This is a genomic window from Arthrobacter yangruifuii (assembly GCF_009192775.1).
Taxonomy (GTDB): Bacteria; Actinomycetota; Actinomycetes; order Actinomycetales; family Micrococcaceae; genus Arthrobacter_B; species Arthrobacter_B yangruifuii.
The window spans coordinates 775270-791089 of sequence record NZ_VTFX01000005.1; the positions used below are offsets into that span (position 1 = coordinate 775270).

General features: G+C 68.0%; 14 protein-coding genes. 13 read left to right on the plus strand and 1 reads right to left on the minus strand.

Annotation, left to right across the window (positions count from 1 at the left end; all coding sequences use genetic code 11):
- The first annotated feature begins 5 nt into the window (after positions 1-5).
- The 10 genes from argJ (at position 6) to GD627_RS14465 (ending at position 10029) form a co-directional block, all read left to right on the plus strand.
- Complete coding sequence (argJ, locus tag GD627_RS14420) at positions 6-1184, plus strand: bifunctional glutamate N-acetyltransferase/amino-acid acetyltransferase ArgJ (RefSeq protein ID WP_152273046.1); 1179 nt, start codon at positions 6-8, stop codon at positions 1182-1184.
- Positions 1185-1202: 18 nt separating this feature from the next.
- Positions 1203-2129 (plus strand): acetylglutamate kinase, encoded by a 927-nt coding sequence (gene argB / locus GD627_RS14425; RefSeq protein WP_152273047.1) that lies wholly within the window; start codon positions 1203-1205, stop codon positions 2127-2129.
- The gene (locus tag GD627_RS14430) at positions 2122-3414 is read left to right on the plus strand and encodes an acetylornithine transaminase (protein WP_152273048.1); all 1293 of its coding nucleotides are present in this window, start codon (positions 2122-2124) and stop codon (positions 3412-3414) included. Before argB ends, GD627_RS14430 begins: the two co-directional genes overlap by 8 nt.
- Positions 3411-4376 (plus strand): ornithine carbamoyltransferase, encoded by a 966-nt coding sequence (argF, locus tag GD627_RS14435; RefSeq protein ID WP_152273049.1) that lies wholly within the window; start codon positions 3411-3413, stop codon positions 4374-4376. Before GD627_RS14430 ends, argF begins: the two co-directional genes overlap by 4 nt.
- Entirely contained in the window at positions 4373-4909 is a 537-nt protein-coding gene (locus tag GD627_RS14440) for an arginine repressor (RefSeq protein WP_146363196.1), read from the plus strand. Before argF ends, GD627_RS14440 begins: the two co-directional genes overlap by 4 nt.
- 85 nt (positions 4910-4994) lie before the next feature.
- Positions 4995-6203, plus strand: coding sequence for an argininosuccinate synthase (locus GD627_RS14445; protein ID WP_146363194.1), 1209 nt, complete (start codon positions 4995-4997; stop codon positions 6201-6203).
- Between the two features lie 4 nt (positions 6204-6207).
- Positions 6208-7665: an argininosuccinate lyase gene (gene argH / locus GD627_RS14450; RefSeq protein WP_152273050.1), complete on the plus strand. Its 1458-nt coding sequence runs from the start codon at positions 6208-6210 to the stop codon at positions 7663-7665.
- A 147-nt stretch (positions 7666-7812) separates the two neighbouring features.
- A complete protein-coding gene (locus GD627_RS14455) occupies positions 7813-8331 on the plus strand; it encodes a pyridoxine/pyridoxamine 5'-phosphate oxidase (RefSeq protein WP_152273051.1) in 519 nt (172 codons plus the stop codon).
- Between the two features lie 129 nt (positions 8332-8460).
- Complete coding sequence (locus GD627_RS14460; RefSeq protein ID WP_152273052.1) at positions 8461-9312, plus strand: SRPBCC domain-containing protein; 852 nt, start codon at positions 8461-8463, stop codon at positions 9310-9312.
- Positions 9313-9357: 45 nt separating this feature from the next.
- The gene (locus GD627_RS14465) at positions 9358-10029 is read left to right on the plus strand and encodes a DNA-3-methyladenine glycosylase (protein WP_152273053.1); all 672 of its coding nucleotides are present in this window, start codon (positions 9358-9360) and stop codon (positions 10027-10029) included.
- A gap of 56 nt (positions 10030-10085) precedes the next feature.
- Here the strand turns inward: GD627_RS14465 and GD627_RS14470 are convergent, their stop codons facing one another.
- A complete protein-coding gene (locus GD627_RS14470) occupies positions 10086-11078 on the minus strand; it encodes an aldo/keto reductase (RefSeq protein WP_146363184.1) in 993 nt (330 codons plus the stop codon).
- Between the two features lie 171 nt (positions 11079-11249).
- Here GD627_RS14470 and GD627_RS14475 point away from each other — a divergent pair, with 171 nt between their 5' ends.
- The 3 genes from GD627_RS14475 (at position 11250) to tyrS (ending at position 15566) form a co-directional block, all read left to right on the plus strand.
- Positions 11250-11804, plus strand: coding sequence for an adenine phosphoribosyltransferase (locus GD627_RS14475; protein ID WP_152273054.1), 555 nt, complete (start codon positions 11250-11252; stop codon positions 11802-11804).
- Between the two features lie 161 nt (positions 11805-11965).
- Positions 11966-14227 (plus strand): HelD family protein, encoded by a 2262-nt coding sequence (locus GD627_RS14480; protein WP_152273055.1) that lies wholly within the window; start codon positions 11966-11968, stop codon positions 14225-14227.
- Positions 14228-14240: 13 nt separating this feature from the next.
- On the plus strand, positions 14241-15566 hold the full coding sequence (gene tyrS, locus GD627_RS14485) for a tyrosine--tRNA ligase (RefSeq protein ID WP_246165521.1): 1326 nt from the start codon (positions 14241-14243) through the stop codon (positions 15564-15566).
- Positions 15567-15820: the final 254 nt, after the last annotated feature.

Here is a 15820-nt window from a genome sequence, read left to right on the forward strand (position 1 = left end):
GCACAATGGGAAGCACCGTCGGCATCACCGCGCCGGCCGGCTTCCGTGCCGCCGGCGTGGAAGCGGGCCTGAAGGATTCCGGGGGACGCGACGTCGCCCTGGTGGTCAACGACGGCCCGCGGAAGGCCGCCGCCGCCGTCTTCACCCGCAACCGGGTGGCAGCGGCTCCGGTGCTGTGGTCGAAGCAGGCCGTGTCCGACGGACGGGCCGACGCCGTGATCCTGAACTCCGGCGGCGCCAACGCCTGCACCGGCACCGAGGGGTTCCGGAACACGCACACCACCGCCGAAAAGACCGCGGATCTCCTGGGCCTCAGCGCCGCCGACGTCCTGGTCTGCTCCACCGGCCTGATCGGTGTCCAGCTGCCCCTGGACAAGCTGCTGCCCGGTGTCGAGGCCGCCGTCAGCACACTGTCCAACGACGGCGGTGCCGATGCCGCGCATGCCATCATGACCACGGACACTGTGGCGAAACAGGCGGTCTTCAGCGGCACGGACCCTTCCGGCCGGACCTACCGGATCGGCGGAATGGCCAAGGGCGCCGGCATGCTGGCCCCCGGGCTGGCCACGATGCTGGTGGTCCTGACCACCGATGCGGATCTCCCGGCGCCGGCCCTGGACGCGGGGCTGCGGGCCGCGACGGCGGTAACCTTCGACCGCACCGATTCGGACGGCTGCATGTCCACCAATGACACGGTGATCCTCATGGCCTCCGGCGCCTCGGGTGCGGAGCCGGACGCGGCGGCCTTCGCCGCCGGGCTCACCGAGGTCTGCCACTCGCTGGCCCAGCAGCTCATCACCGACGCCGAAGGCGCCAGCCACGACATTGCGATCACGACCGTCAACGCCGCCTCGGTTGCCGACGCGGAAACGGCCGCCCGCGCCGTCGCCCGCTCCAACCTGTTTAAGACCGCCATCTTCGGCAATGACCCGAACTGGGGCAGGGTGCTGTCTGCAGTGGGCACCACCGACGCGGCGTTCGAGCCGGACCGGATTGACGTGAGCATCAACGGGGTGCAGGTCTGCCGCAACGGCGGGATCGGCGATCCCCGGGAGGACGTGGACCTGGCACCGCGCGCCGTGGCCGTGGAAATCGACCTGCACGCCGGTTCGGAGCGCGCCACCATCTGGACGAATGACCTCACCACGGACTACGTCCATGAGAACTCTGCGTACAGCAGCTGACCAGGGGACAAGACAGGCATGAGTACACCAGCAGCAATCGGGGAACGGGTGCGGGCACAGGACAAGGCACAGACGCTGATCGAGGCGCTGCCCTGGATCCAGCGTTTCGCCGGCACCACCATGGTCATCAAGTACGGCGGCAACGCCATGGTCAATGAGGACCTCCGGCGCGCCTTTGCCGACGACATCGTGTTCCTGCACCACGCCGGCGTGCACCCGGTGGTCGTCCACGGCGGCGGCCCGCAGATCAGCACCATGCTGGACCGGCTCGGCATCGCCTCCGAATTCCGCGGCGGGCTGCGGGTCACCACTCCCGAGGCAATGGACGCGGTGCGCATGGTCCTGACCGGGCAGGTGGGCCGCGAGCTCGTAGGGCTGGTCAACGCGCACGGCCCCTATGCCGTGGGACTGTCCGGTGAGGACGGAGGCCTGCTGGAGGCCGTGCGGACAGGCGTCGTGGTGGACGGAGTGGAAGTGGACCTGGGCCTGGTCGGGGAAGTGACGGGGGTCAACCCCGGTGCCATCCTGGACATCATTGCGGCCGGACGGATCCCGGTGATCAGTACGGTGGCACCGGAGGTGGACGCCGACGGCGGCACCACCGGCCAGGTACTCAACGTCAATGCGGACACAGCCGCTTCCGCCCTGGCCGTGGCACTTGGTGCGTCGCGGCTGGTGGTCCTCACGGACGTGGAAGGACTCTACGCGGACTGGCCGGACAAATCCTCGCTGATCTCCTCGCTCACCACTGCCGAACTCCGGGCCATGCTGCCCGGCCTGGAATCGGGCATGATTCCCAAGATGCAGGCGTGCCTGGCGGCCGTGGAAGGCGGCGTGGAGCGTGCCGCGGTGGTCGACGGCCGGATGGCGCACTCCATGCTGCTGGAAATCTTTACCGAAGCCGGGATCGGCACCCAGGTAATACCGGAGGACACCCATGAATGACACCCAGACAGCCGCGGCACCAACACCCCAGCAGGGCTGGCTGGACCGCTATGACTCCTCCCTCATGGGCGTTTTCGGTGCTCCCCAGCGGGCACTCGTCCGCGGCAACGGCTGCTACGTGGAGGACGCCGACGGAAAGCAGTACCTCGATCTGCTGGGCGGCATTGCGGTCAACTCCCTGGGCCATGCGCACCCCGCCCTCGTGGCGGCGGTGTCGGAGCAGCTGGCCACCCTCGGCCACGTCTCCAACTTCTTCACCAGCCCCGCCCAGGTACAGCTGGCCGAACGCCTGCTTGCCCTGGCCGGCGCCCCGCAGGGATCAAAGGTGTTTTTCGCCAACTCGGGTGCGGAAGCCAACGAGGCAGCCTTCAAGCTGGCCCGGCGGAATTCCGACCCTGCGGCCGGGCGCACCCGTATCCTGGCGCTGGAAGGGGCCTTCCACGGACGGACCATGGGAGCGCTGGCACTGACCGCGAAGCCCGCCTACCGGGAGCCCTTCGAGCCGCTGCCCGCAGGTGTGGAACACCTGCCGTTCGGCGACGTCGACGCGCTGCTGGCCGCAGTGGATGAAACGGTGGCCGCCGTTTTCCTGGAACCCATCCAGGGCGAGGCCGGAGTGCGGCCGCTGCCCGAGGGGTATCTGCGGGCTGCCCGCGAGGCGACCCGTGCAGCGGGAGCCCTGCTGGTCATCGACGAAGTGCAGACCGGGATCGGCCGCACGGGCAAGTGGTTCGCGTCCGAAGGCGTGCTCCCCGACGCCATGACCCTGGCCAAGGGGCTCGGCGGCGGGTTGCCGGTGGGGGCGCTGATAACGTTCGGCGAAACGACGTCGGGCCTGCTGGCCGCCGGAATGCACGGAACCACCTTCGGCGGGAATCCCGTGGCCGCCGCTGCCGCCCTGGCCACCCTGTCGGTCCTGGACTCCGGAGAGGTGCTGGCCAGCGTGCGTGCCATCGGCAGCTACCTGCGCCGGGAAATCGCGGCAATGGACGCCGTGGCCGAGGTGCGCGGCGAGGGCCTGCTCATCGGCATCGACCTGACCGACGACGTCGCCCCGGCAGCGGTCGCCGCTGCACTGGACGCGGGCTTCATCATCAACAGCACCGGCCCGGCAACTCTGCGGCTGGCCCCTCCGCTGATCCTCACCGCAGAACAGGCCGGACGCTTCCTGCAGGCCCTGCCCGGCATCCTGGCCTCGGCCCGGGCAGCCGCCTCCGCGCCGGCTGATGCCGGCCGCGCCGCCCCATCCTCCGCCCCCGGCACCATCACCGAAGGAAAACAATGACCCGTCACTTCCTGGTCGACACCGACCTCACCCAGGCGGAACAGGCTGAAGTCCTGGATCTGGCCGATCTGCTGAAAAAGGACCGTTACAAATACCAGCCGTTTGCCGGCGAGTCCACCGGCCGTAAGACCGTTGCCGTCATTTTCGACAAGACGTCCACCCGCACGCGGGTCTCCTTCGCCGCAGGCATTTCCGACCTGGGCGGCGTGCCGCTGATCATCGGCGCGGGGGAATCCCAGCTGGGACACAAGGAAAGCGTCGCGGACACCACCAAGGTGCTTGAACGCATGGTGTCCACCATCGTCTGGCGGACCTACGCCCAGTCCGGCCTGGAGGAGATGGCCGCCAATTCCTCCGTGCCGGTGATCAACGCGCTCTCCGACGACTACCACCCCTGCCAGCTGCTGGCGGACCTGATGACCATCCGCGAGCACAAGGGCACCCTCGCCGGCCTCACCCTGACCTATCTGGGCGACTGCGCCAACAACATGGCCAACTCCTACCTGCTCGCCGGCGTCACCGCCGGCATGCATGTCCGGGTGGCCGGCCCGCTGGGCTACCTCCCGGATCCGCGGATTGTCGACGCCGCGGCCGCCCGTGCCGAAGAGACCGGCGGTTCGGTGACCATCACCACCGACGCCGCCGAAGCGCTGGCCGGAGCCGACGTCGTTGCCACCGACACCTGGGTGTCCATGGGCCAGGAAGCCGAAAAAGCCGCCCGCCAGGAACTGTTCCGCAGCTACGCCGTGGACGCCGGGGCCATGGCCGCAGCCGCCGACGACGCCGTGGTCCTGCACTGCCTCCCCGCCTACCGCGGCTACGAGATCTCCGCCGACGTGCTTGACGGACCGCAGTCCGTGGTCTGGGACGAGGCCGAGAACCGGCTGCACGCCCAGAAGGCGCTGATGGTCTGGCTTATGGCGCGGTCCGGCCTCACCGGGGTTCCGGAGGCACGGTCATGACCATGCCGGCAACAAAGACGGCGCGCCAGGCGCGTATCCGCACCCTGCTCACGGGCCTGTCCATCCGTTCCCAGGCCGAACTTGCCGCACTGCTGGCCGACGACGGCGTGCAGGTGACGCAGGCGACCCTCTCCCGCGATCTGGTGGAACTGGGAGCGGTCCGCATGCGCGGCAAGGACGGGGCACTGGTGTACGCCGTACCGTCCGAGGGCGGCGAGCGGGCACCGAAGTCCGGCGTCACCCAGGAAGTCCTCGATGCCCGGCTGGCCCGGCTCTGCGGCGAGCTGCTGGTCACTGCGGAGGCCTCGGCCAATATCGTGGTCCTGCGGACGCCGCCCGGCGCCGCCAATTTCCTGGCCCTGGCCATCGACCATTCCGTGCTGCCGTCCGTGCTGGGCACCCTTGCCGGTGATGACACCGTCATGATGGTGACGCGGGACCCCGAGGGCGGCGCCGACCTGGCCGCCCGGTTCCTGCGGATCGCCGACGAAGCCAGCAACAACGGCTCCGCGTCTGAGAGCCGGATCCTGTAACGGCCTGACGGCCACCATCCAAACTTCATCCTGAACCAACCAGCGGCCCGTACGGGCCGCGACCAATGCAAGAGGAGCGAAATTCGTGAGCGAACGTATTGTTCTGGCCTACTCCGGTGGCCTGGATACGTCAGTAGCCATCGGCTGGATTGCCGAGGCAACCGGTGCTGAAGTCATCGCCGTGGCCGTAGACGTAGGACAGGGCGGCGAGTCCCTGGAGACCATCCGCCAGCGGGCCCTGGACTGCGGCGCCGTGGAGGCGTACGTAGCGGATGCCCGCGAGGAATTCGCCGCTGAGTACTGCATGCCTGCCTTGAAGGCCAACGCCCTGTACATGGACGCCTACCCGCTGGTTTCGGCGCTGTCCCGTCCGGTCATCGTCAAGCACCTGGTGGCTGCCGCCCGCCAGTTCGGTGCCACCACCGTGTCCCACGGCTGCACCGGCAAGGGCAACGACCAGGTCCGCTTCGAAGTCGGCATCCAGACCCTGGGGCCGGACCTGAAGTGCATTGCACCGGTCCGTGACCTGGCCCTGACCCGCGACAAGGCCATTGCCTTCGCCGAGCAGAAGAACCTGCCCATCGTCACCACCAAGAAGAACCCGTTCTCCATTGACGCCAACGTCTGGGGACGCGCCGTGGAAACCGGCTTCCTGGAAGACATCTGGAACGGCCCCACCCCGGACGTGTACGAGTACACCTCGGATCCGGCATCCGCTCCGGCCCCCGATGAAGTCATCATCACCTTCAAGGAGGGCGTGCCGGTGGCCATCGACGGCAAGGCCGTCACCCCGCTGCAGGCCATCGAGGAAATGAACCGCCGCGCCGGCGCCCAGGGCATCGGCCGGATCGACATTGTGGAAGACCGCCTCGTGGGCATCAAGAGCCGCGAAATCTACGAAGCCCCCGGCGCCATGGCCCTCATGGCGGCACACCGCGAGCTGGAAAACGTCACGGTGGAACGCGAGCAGGCCCGCTTCAAGAAGACGGTCGGCCAGCGCTGGACCGAACTGGTCTATGACGGCCAGTGGTTCTCCCCGCTGAAGCAGTCCCTGGACGCGTTCATCGGCGACACCCAGAAGTACGTGTCCGGCGACATCCGCATGACCCTGGACAAGGGACGCCCCGTGGTCACCGGACGCCGTTCGGACTCCTCGCTGTATGACTTCAACCTGGCCACCTACGACACCGGTGACAGCTTCGACCAGTCCATGGCCCGCGGGTTCATCGAGCTGTTCGGCATGTCCTCCAAGGTGGCCTCCGGCCGCGACCAGCGTCTCGCAGAAGGTAAGTAAGGACATGAACAACGGCAAGCCGCCGGCAGAAGCAGCGGGCACCGGGACCTCCGGATCAACCGTCCAGGGCGCCCTGTGGGGCGGCCGGTTCGCCGGCGGTCCCGCGGATGCCCTCGCCGCGCTGAGCAAATCCACCCACTTCGACTGGCGGCTTGCCGGCTACGACATTGCCGGCTCCCGGGCCCACGCCCGGGTGCTGCACACGGCCGGGCTCCTTGACGACGCCGAACTGGACGGCATGCTCGCCGCGCTGGACCAGCTCGACGCCGATGTGAAGTCGGGGGCCTACGTCCCGGCGGAGTCCGATGAGGACGTGCACGGGTCCCTGGAACGCGGGCTGATCGAGCGGGCCGGCGCCCGGCTGGGCGGCAAGCTCCGGGCCGGACGGTCCCGCAATGACCAGATCGCCACCCTGGGCCGGATGTACCTGCGCGACCACGCACGGATCATCAGTGCCGGCGTGCTGTCCGTGGTCGATGCCCTGGTGGGCCAGGCGCAGGCACACCTCGGGGTGGCCATGCCCGGACGCACCCACCTGCAGCACGCCCAGCCGATCCTGCTCAGCCACCACTTGCTGGCCCATGCCTGGGCGCTGCTGCGCGATGTGCAGCGGCTGGCCGACTGGGATAAGCGGGCGGCGGTGTCCCCGTACGGCTCCGGCGCCCTGGCCGGATCCTCGCTGGGGCTGGACCCGAACGCGGTGGCCGCGGAGCTGGGCTTCGACTCGGCCGTCTGGAACTCGATTGACGGCACCGCCTCCCGGGACGTCTACGCAGAGTTCTCCTGGGTGGCCGCGATGATCGGCGTGGACCTGTCCCGGATCAGTGAAGAAGTGATCCTCTGGGCCACCAAGGAGTTCTCCTTCGTCACGCTCGACGATGCGTACTCCACCGGATCCTCGATCATGCCGCAGAAGAAAAACCCGGACGTTGCCGAGCTGGCCCGCGGAAAGGCCGGCCGGCTGATCGGCGACCTCACCGGCCTGCTCGCCACACTGAAGGGCCTGCCGCTGGCCTACAACCGGGACCTGCAGGAAGACAAGGAACCGGTCTTCGACGCGGCCGACACCCTGGAGCTGCTGCTTCCGGCGGTGTCCGGCATGATTGCCACCCTGAAGTTCAACACCGGGCGGATGCAGTCGCTGGCACCGCAGGGCTTTGCCCTGGCCACGGATATTGCCGAGTGGCTGGTCCGCCAGGGTGTTCCCTTCCGCGAGGCGCATGAAATTTCCGGTGCCGCCGTGCAGCTGGCGGAGGGGCGCGGCGTCGAACTGTGGGACCTGACCGACGAGGACTATGCCGGCATTTCACCGCACCTGACCCCGGAGGTACGCTCCGTGCTGAGCACCGAGGGGTCCCTGGACAGCCGCAGTTCCCAGGGCGGCACGGCCCGGTCCGCCGTGGAACTGCAGCTCGCGGAGCTGATCCGGCAGGTCGACGCCGTGCGTGCCTACGCCGGCTGATCCGGCCCGTATCGGCTGACCGCATTTTGGCCACGGCCCCCGGGAGTTCCCGGGGGCCGTGGCTTTGCCGTCCCCGCCTGGCCCTTTCCGCGGCGGTTACCGGGGGAGCCGGTACCGGGTGCCCGCCGGCGCGGTACTGTCGGCTGCATGACCAGTGCCTTCCGCGCCCAGCTGCGTGCCCTGCCCGATTTCCCGGACACCATGCCCGCCTTCGATCCGGAGACGGCGCCGCGGGATCCGGAAGAGCTGTTCCGGCTGTGGTTTGCCGAAGCGCTGGCGGCCGGAGTGCGCCAGCCCCATGCCTTTTCGCTGGCCACCGCCGACCCCCAGGGCCGTCCCTCGTCGCGCATGCTGATCCTCAAGGACCTCGACGGCGGCGGCTGGCAGTTCGCCACGGCACGAACTTCGCGCAAGGGAGCCGAGCTGGCCCGGAACCCGCAGGCCGCCATGAACTTCTACTGGCCCGAGCTCGGCCGGCAGATCCGGGTGGCCGGCCGGGTGGCGCTGCTCTCCGCCGAGGAATCCGCCGCCGACTGGGAGGCCCGGCCGGGCGCGGACGGCAGTGCCAATCCGAACTGGCAGCTGTACGCGCTGGCACCGAGCGAGATCGAGTTCTGGCAGGCAAGCCCAGACAGGCACCATATCCGCCACCGGCTCGCGTTCTAGGCCATCCGGTGCCGGGACCGGGCCAAAGGGCGCCCCGGAAACCCGCCTTGCCGGCTGATCTGCCTCCCGGCCCCTCCCAGGGACGCACCCGCCGAAGCTACCCTTGAATGGACCCCAGGAGGACGCGCCATGACCGAGTCCAGCTTCCTTGACGCCCCGGTTACCGCCGGAATCATCGAGCGCCGCGCCGACGGCTACGCCCTGGTCTTTGACCGTCCGTTCGATGTTCCCCCTGCCCACGTCTGGGATGTCCTGACGGATCCGGACAAGGTGGCCCGGTGGCTCGGCACCGTGGAGCCCGGCTGGCACCTCGGCAAGGAATACCGGCTGGATATGGGCAGCACGAAGATCACCGGAACCGTGCTGCAGATGACTCCGGGGCTGAGCCTGCAATTCACGTGGGAGGACCCGCTCGGGGACGAATCGGTCCTGGACTGGCAGGTGCTGGAAACCCGCGGCGGGTCCTTGCTACAGTTCCGCACGTTTGAGGACACCGCGGATTTCCTTGCCGAAGGCGCCGCCGGGTGGCAGGGGATCCTGGACGCATTCGACGCCGTCGCCGCGGGCCGGGATCCTGTGGGCGCCTCCATGGAGCAGTGGCAGGACCTCCGTGACGCCTATGCGGAGGAATTCGGCGTCTCGCCCACGATGGGACACGTGGATGCTGAGGGGATTGTCTTCGAACGCTGGTACGCCGCGGACGCCGGGGAGGCGGGAACCGCGGTGGACCGTGCGGCGTCGGACCTCGGTCTCGGAGGGGAAGCCTCCATCGAGATCACGGACGACGCCGGCCGTGCCCGCGTCCTCGTCCGGCAGCCGGCCGGCGGGGGAAACGGCGGGTCGGAGGAGGTGTCCGGGCTCCTCGCCGTCTGGCACCAGGCCCTGGACGCGGCCGGCGACCACCTTGCGGGCAATCCCTGGCATCCCAGCTCCCGGCGGCTGGCGGCCCTGAAGACGTTCTACGGCTCCGGGAACCTCTGAGCCGTCCCGGAAAACCTCTCCCGGGAAGCTTGCTACCGTCGAAGCATGGCTTTTGCGAGTGAACGAGAACGTCTTGCCGTCCCTGCCACCTCCGCGGCACCCCAGCTGCTGGGTGCGGTCCTGACCCACGACGCCGGCGGCGAACGTGTCAGTGTGCGGATCACGGAGGTGGAGGCCTACATGGGCGACGCGGATCCCGGGTCCCACGCCTTCCGCGGGCAGACCGCGCGCAACGCCACCATGTTCGGCCCGGCCGGGCACCTGTACGTGTACTTCACCTACGGCATGCACTACTGCGCCAACGTGGTCTGCGGGACTGAAGGGGATGCCACGGGACTGCTGCTGCGCGCGGGCGAGGTGATCGAGGGGGCGGACATCGCCGCCGTACGGCGGGGAAACCCCCGCAACCTGCTGGATCTGGCCCGGGGCCCGGCCCGGCTCGCCCAAGCACTGGGAATTTCCCGGCCGCTGGACGGTGCGGATGTGTTCATGCACCCCCTGCACCTGGAGTTGCCTGCCGAACCCGTGAGTGCGGACCTCGTGTCCACCGGACCGCGGGTGGGCGTCAGCGGCCCGGGAGGGTCGGGGGACTATCCCTGGCGGTACTGGCTCACCGGGGATCCCACCGTGTCCAAATACCGTCCCGCCCAGCCCCGGCGCCGGCCGGCGGCGGGAGCTACGGCCCCGCCAAAGGCAGCAGGGGCAAACGCCCGTTAAACGCAGAACGGCGTCCAGGGAAACCTGCACCCTGAACGCCGCCTGGAAGCTAAAAGCTAGGAGCGCGGAAGCGGAGCCTGAGCCGAAATAAGCTTCTTTTCCAGGAGCTCGTCCCAGAACGCGCCCGGAATCTCGGCCTTCATGGCCGCGATGTCCTCTGCGACGCGTCCCGGCCGGCTGGAACCGGGGATGACCGCAGCGACAGCCGGGTGGGCGGCGGAGAACTGCAGGGCGGCAGCCTTCAGGCTTACGTCGTGCCGCTCGGCGACGGAGGTCAGCTCGGCGATACGTGCCTGAACCGCCGGGGGAATCTCGGCGTAATCGAACTTGTCGCCGCCCAGCAGGGCACCGGAGTTGAAGGGTCCGCCGACGACAATGCCGACGCCCAGTTCCTGCGCCTTGGGCATCATGCGCTGCAGGGCACGCTCGTGCTGCAGCAGCGTGTACTGGGTGGCGGAGAGGCTCATGGTGGGAGCAGCCTCATCCATGTCCATGGCCAGTTCGATGGGCTCGGTGGTGTTGACGCCGAGGCCCCAGCCGTTGATGACGCCCTCGTCCTGGAGCCGGGCAAGAACCCGGAACGCGCCGGTCCTGGCCTCGTTGAACTTGGCTACCCACTCATCGCCGAGGAAGTCCCGGGACGTGTCATGGATGAACACAAAGTCCAGGCGGTCCGTCTTTAGCCGCTTCAGGCTCTCCTCAATGGACCGAAGGGTCGCATCCGTGGTGTAGTCCGTGGCGATCTTGTTCGAACGTCCGTGGGTGAAGAGGCCGGGGCTCTTTTCCTCTTCCTCATCCAGGATCAGCCGTCCCACTTTGGTGCTCAGCACATACTCGTCGCGGTTGTGCCGGGAGAGCACCTCGCCCAGGCGGGATTCCGCCAGGCCGGCTCCGTAGAAGGGAGCGGTGTCAAAGTAGCGGATGCCTTCGTTCCAGGCGGCTTCCACTGTTGCCAGCGCCTCATCCTGGGGGATGTCCCGGAACATGTTTCCCAGCGGGGCCGTGCCGAATCCGATTTTATTCCTGAGCACTTCGTGCAGGTTAGCCATGTGTTGAAATCCTTGACTGTTGGTGCGGTAAATTCCAGGCTCTTTCAAAGCAGCCCGTCGGTTGGCAACCGCTGCTCCTCACCCTTTATTCCGGTACGGCCGGGGCGAGAGAAGCCCCACAGCTGTCCGCACGGCTCGGGCCAGAGGGGCGGGAACGGGTAAGGTGGACGGGTGAAAGATGCCCCGGCAGAACCGGATACCACCGAGTCCATTGAACAAACCATCGAACGCCTCGGCGCGGTCATCCCGGATTACCCCAAGCCGGGCATTGTTTTCCGGGACCTGACACCGGTCTTCGCCGACGGCCCCGCACTGCGCCGGGTAGTGGATGCCCTGATCGCCCCCTTCGAGGGACAGTTCGACTTCGTGGCAGGAGTGGAGGCCCGCGGATTCCTGCTGGCTGCAGCGGCCGCCTACGCCTCCGGCACCGGCGTCATCACTGTCCGCAAGCCGGGCAAGCTGCCCCGCGAAGTATTCTCCGAAAGCTATTCCATGGAATACGGCGAGAGCACCCTGGAACTGCACCGTGACGATATGCCCGCCGGCGCGCGCGTCCTGATCCTCGACGACGTCCTGGCCACCGGCGGAACCCTCGGCGCCGCCGCCCGCCTGATCCGCAAGACGGGAGCCGAAGTGGCAGGATTCGGCGTCGTGCTGGAACTGGGCGAGCTCGGCGGCCGGGACCGCCTGGGCGGCACCCCGGTCACCGCACTGATCCGTTACTAGGCCCTGCCTTTCCCGGGCCTTTCCGGGCGCGGCCCGGGAGAGGTGCGACACGCTTCTCCGGCAGGCAGCAGCTGAGAGAGAAACCGCATACATTAGTGACCTGCAAAAGTCCAAATGCACTGTAAGATTGACGCTCTGCCTTTGCGAGAGGGAACTCGAACATGCCTGAAACACCTTCAGCTTCCAACGAGCTGGAACACGAGCGTCAGTACGTCGCCGGTCTTTACTCACGCCTCGATGAGCTGCGTGAGGAGAAACGGGAACAGCTGGCCGCGATCCGGCGCAGCCATGCCTCCGGTTCCCACCAGAACCGGTCCGAGCGGGACGCCTTTGCCACCATGTACGAGGACCGCCTGGCGCAGCTGAACGCCGTTGATGACCGGCTGGTGTTCGGCCGCCTGGACCTCGACGACGGCGAGGAACGCTACATCGGCCGCATCGGCCTCTCCACGGCGGAGCTGCAGCGGTTGATGGTGGACTGGCGCGCCCCCGAGGCCGGCACGTTCTATCAGGCCACCGCCTTCGAACGCCAGGGCGTACGACGCCGCCGCCACCTGATCCTCAAGGGCCGCGACGTGCAGGCCATCGAGGATGACGTGCTGGATTACTCCATGCTCGAGGACGAAGAGGCGCTGCAGGGCGAAGGCGCGCTGCTGGCAGCCCTCAACTCCAAGCGGACCGGCCAGATGTCCGACATTGTCGGCACCATCCAGGCCGAACAGGACCGCATCATCCGCGCTCCGCTTTCAGGCACGCTGGTGGTCCAGGGCGGTCCCGGCACCGGCAAGACCGCCGTGGCCCTGCACCGCGCCGCGTACCTGCTCTACACCCACCGGGAACGGCTGAAGTCCGCCGGCGTGCTGCTGGTAGGGCCGTCCAACGCCTTCATCCGCTACATCGAACGCGTGCTGCCCTCCCTGGGTGAGACCGGCGTCGTGATGTCCAGCCTGGGCCAGCTGATGCCCGGCATCTCCGCCTCCCATGAAGAGGACCCGGCCACCGCCGAGGTCAAGGGCCGGCTGTACATGGCCGACGTCGTCGCCCGGGCCGTTGCCAATCGGCAGCGCCTGCCGCAGGGGCCGCGGAAGCTGAATGTCGAGGGAACCATCCTGACCCTCACCCCCCGGCAGGTGCAGCGCGCCCGCGACAAGGCGCGTGCCACCGGCAAGCCGCACAACGAAGCCCGTGTGACCTTCGTCAAGATCCTGCTGCGGGAGCTGACCGAGCAGCTGACCGAGCAGCTCGAGGAATCCGCCGGAGCCGGCAACAGCACCGACCGGGCCTACCTCGCCGAGGATGTGCGCAGCGCCCGCGACGTACGTGTGGCCCTGAACCTGTGCTGGATGCCGCTGACCCCGGAAAAGCTCATCACCGAGCTCTTCAGCAAACCCGGACACCTGGAAGCCGCCGCGCCGGAGCTCACCGATGCGGAACTGGACCTGCTGCGCCGCAGCCCCGACGCACCCTGGACCGAGTCCGACGTACCGCTGCTGGATGAAGCCGCGGAACTGCTCGGCGAACTGGATGCTTCGGCCGGCCGGGAGAACGCCATGCGAGAGGAACAGCGCAAGCGTGACCTCGCCAATGCTGAAAGCGCCATCGCCAACACCGAGGGCTTCCTGGAGGATTCCGGTGCCCACGGCATCCTGTCCGCCGAGGACCTGGCGGACCACAACGCGGTGGGGGAGCAGCGCCTCACGGCTGCGGACCGCGCCGCCGTCGACCGCACCTGGGCCTTCGGGCACATTGTGGTGGACGAGGCGCAGGAGCTCTCCGCCATGCAGTGGCGGCTGCTGATGCGCCGCTGCCCGTTGAAGTCCTTCACCGTGGTGGGCGATATTGCCCAGACCAGCTCCTCCGCCGGGGCCACGTCCTGGCAGGCCGCCCTGAGCCCGTTTGTGGGGGAGCGGTGGACGCTGGAGGAACTGACCGTGAACTACCGCACCCCGGCCCAGATTGCCGAGGCAGCGGTGCGCATGGCCAACGCAGCCGGCCTGGTGGTCTCCGCCCCGAAGGCTGTCCGCGAGGGCCGCTGGTCGCCGTTCATCGACGAGGTCTCCGAAGACCAGCTGATCCGGCGGCTGCTGGAGACCCTGCCCGAGGATCTGGAGGCGCTCGAGGGCGGTCTGCTGGCCATCATTGCCGAGGACCACCGCCTTGGCGCAGTCCGCCGCGCGGTGACCGAGGTGTACGGCCCCCGTGTCGGGTCCGGCGCCGGCGGGCTGGAACAGGACATTGTGGTGACCTCCCCGCGGGAGGCCAAGGGCCTGGAGTTCGACGGCGTCGTCATCCTGGAACCGTCCGAACTGCTGACCGCAGCAGCCGGCAAGGTCGGGGACCTGTACGTCGCCATGACCCGTCCCACCCAGCGGCTCCGGCTGATCGCCGCCAACGGAATCCCCGCAGGCATTCCCGAAGACTGATAATTTAGAAAGCGTGTCAGACAACATCGTGAACCCCGAGGGCCTCAGCGCCCAGCAGAATGATTCCTCCTTCGCCAACATCTGGCAGGAACTGAAGTGGCGGGGCCTGGTCCAGGTCTCCACCGACGAGGCAGAGCTGGAAAAGCTTCTGGCCGGGGGACCGATCACCTATTACTGCGGCTTCGACCCGACGGCGCCGAGCCTGCACCTGGGCAACTTGGTGCAGCTGCTCACCATGCGCCGGCTACAGCTCGCCGGCCACCGGCCCCTTGCGCTCGTCGGCGGCTCCACCGGCCTGGTGGGGGACCCGCGCCCGACGGCGGAACGCACCATGAACACCAAGGAAACCGTCGCCGAATGGGTCGGGTACCTGCAGGGACAGGTGCAGCGGTTCCTCAGTTTTGAGGGCACCAACGCCGCCCGCATGGTGAACAACCTGGACTGGACCGCTCCGATGAGCGCCATCGATTTCCTGCGCGACGTAGGGAAGCACTTCCGGGTCGGAACGATGATCAAGAAGGAAATCGTCTCCTCGCGCCTGAACTCCGATGAAGGCATCAGCTACGCCGAGTTCAGCTACCAGGTGCTGCAGGGCATGGACTACCTCGAACTCTTCCGCCAGTACAACTGCGTGCTGGAGACCGGCGGGTCCGATCAGTGGGGCAACCTCACCAGCGGCACCGAACTGGTCCGCAAGGTTGAGGGAAAAACGGTCCACGCGCTGGGCACCCCGCTGATCACCAACAGCGACGGCACCAAATTCGGCAAGAGCGAGGGCAACGCCGTCTGGCTCGACGGCACCATGACCAGCCCGTACGCCATGTACCAGTTCTGGGTGAACACGTCCGACGCCGACGTGGTGGACCGGCTCAAGGTCTTCACCTTCATGAGCCGGGCCCGGATCGAGGAGCTGGCACAGGCAGTGAAGGACGCGCCGCACAAGCGTGAGGCGCAGCGCGCCCTGGCCTACGATGTGACGTCCCTGATTCACGGAACCGATGCAACCGACAAGGCCATCGCCGCATCCGCGGCCCTGTTCGGCCAGGGTGACCTGACCGAACTGGACGAGGCCACCCTGAAGGCGGCCACCGAGCAACTGCCCGCCGCCGTGGTGTCTCCGGATGCCCTGGGCATCGTCGACCTGCTGGTGGCCTCCAATCTGTCCCCGAGCAACTCCGCCGCCCGGCGGACCGTGGCCGAGGGCGGTGCGTACGTGAACAACGTGAAGGTCACGGATGCCGAAGCCGTGGTGGACCCCAAGGACCTGCTGCACGGCCGGTACCTGGTCCTCCGCCGCGGAAAGCGGACCCTTGCAAGCGTCGAGGTCTCCGCCGTATAGTTTTTAAAGCTTCTCCCAAGGAGGCAGGGAACCGCTCCGGCGGCTCCCGGCAGGACTTCCGGTCCCTGTGCGGCGGATCACTTCGATCCGGTTTGCAAGGACCGGAAGCGATGTGTAAAGTAATTGGAGTCGCCGCGGCCGGGACGCTGGAAAAGCGCCCGAGCATGGCGGCCAAACCCACCAAAAAACCTGAGTCCAACCGGTGCGCGCCCTTCGCGGGGCCGGCGGAAAGACTCCCGGATTTTGCTGGGCCG

Bases quoted from the DNA above. Each gene is read 5' to 3' on its own strand.
- GD627_RS14455 (WP_152273051.1), top strand. From the start codon at position 7,813: ATGACCAGTGCCTTCCGCGCCCAGCTGCGTGCCCTGCCCGATTTCCCG.
- argH (WP_152273050.1), top strand. From the start codon at position 6,208: ATGAACAACGGCAAGCCGCCGGCAGAAGCAGCGGGCACCGGGACCTCC.
- GD627_RS14440 (WP_146363196.1), top strand. From the start codon at position 4,373: ATGACCATGCCGGCAACAAAGACGGCGCGCCAGGCGCGTATCCGCACC.
- GD627_RS14430 (WP_152273048.1), top strand. From the start codon at position 2,122: ATGAATGACACCCAGACAGCCGCGGCACCAACACCCCAGCAGGGCTGG.
- argJ (WP_152273046.1), top strand. From the start codon at position 6: ATGGGAAGCACCGTCGGCATCACCGCGCCGGCCGGCTTCCGTGCCGCC.
- GD627_RS14480 (WP_152273055.1), top strand. From the start codon at position 11,966: ATGCCTGAAACACCTTCAGCTTCCAACGAGCTGGAACACGAGCGTCAG.
- GD627_RS14470 (WP_146363184.1), bottom strand. From the start codon at position 11,078: ATGGCTAACCTGCACGAAGTGCTCAGGAATAAAATCGGATTCGGCACG.
- argF (WP_152273049.1), top strand. From the start codon at position 3,411: ATGACCCGTCACTTCCTGGTCGACACCGACCTCACCCAGGCGGAACAG.
- argB (WP_152273047.1), top strand. From the start codon at position 1,203: ATGAGTACACCAGCAGCAATCGGGGAACGGGTGCGGGCACAGGACAAG.
- GD627_RS14465 (WP_152273053.1), top strand. From the start codon at position 9,358: ATGGCTTTTGCGAGTGAACGAGAACGTCTTGCCGTCCCTGCCACCTCC.
- GD627_RS14460 (WP_152273052.1), top strand. From the start codon at position 8,461: ATGACCGAGTCCAGCTTCCTTGACGCCCCGGTTACCGCCGGAATCATC.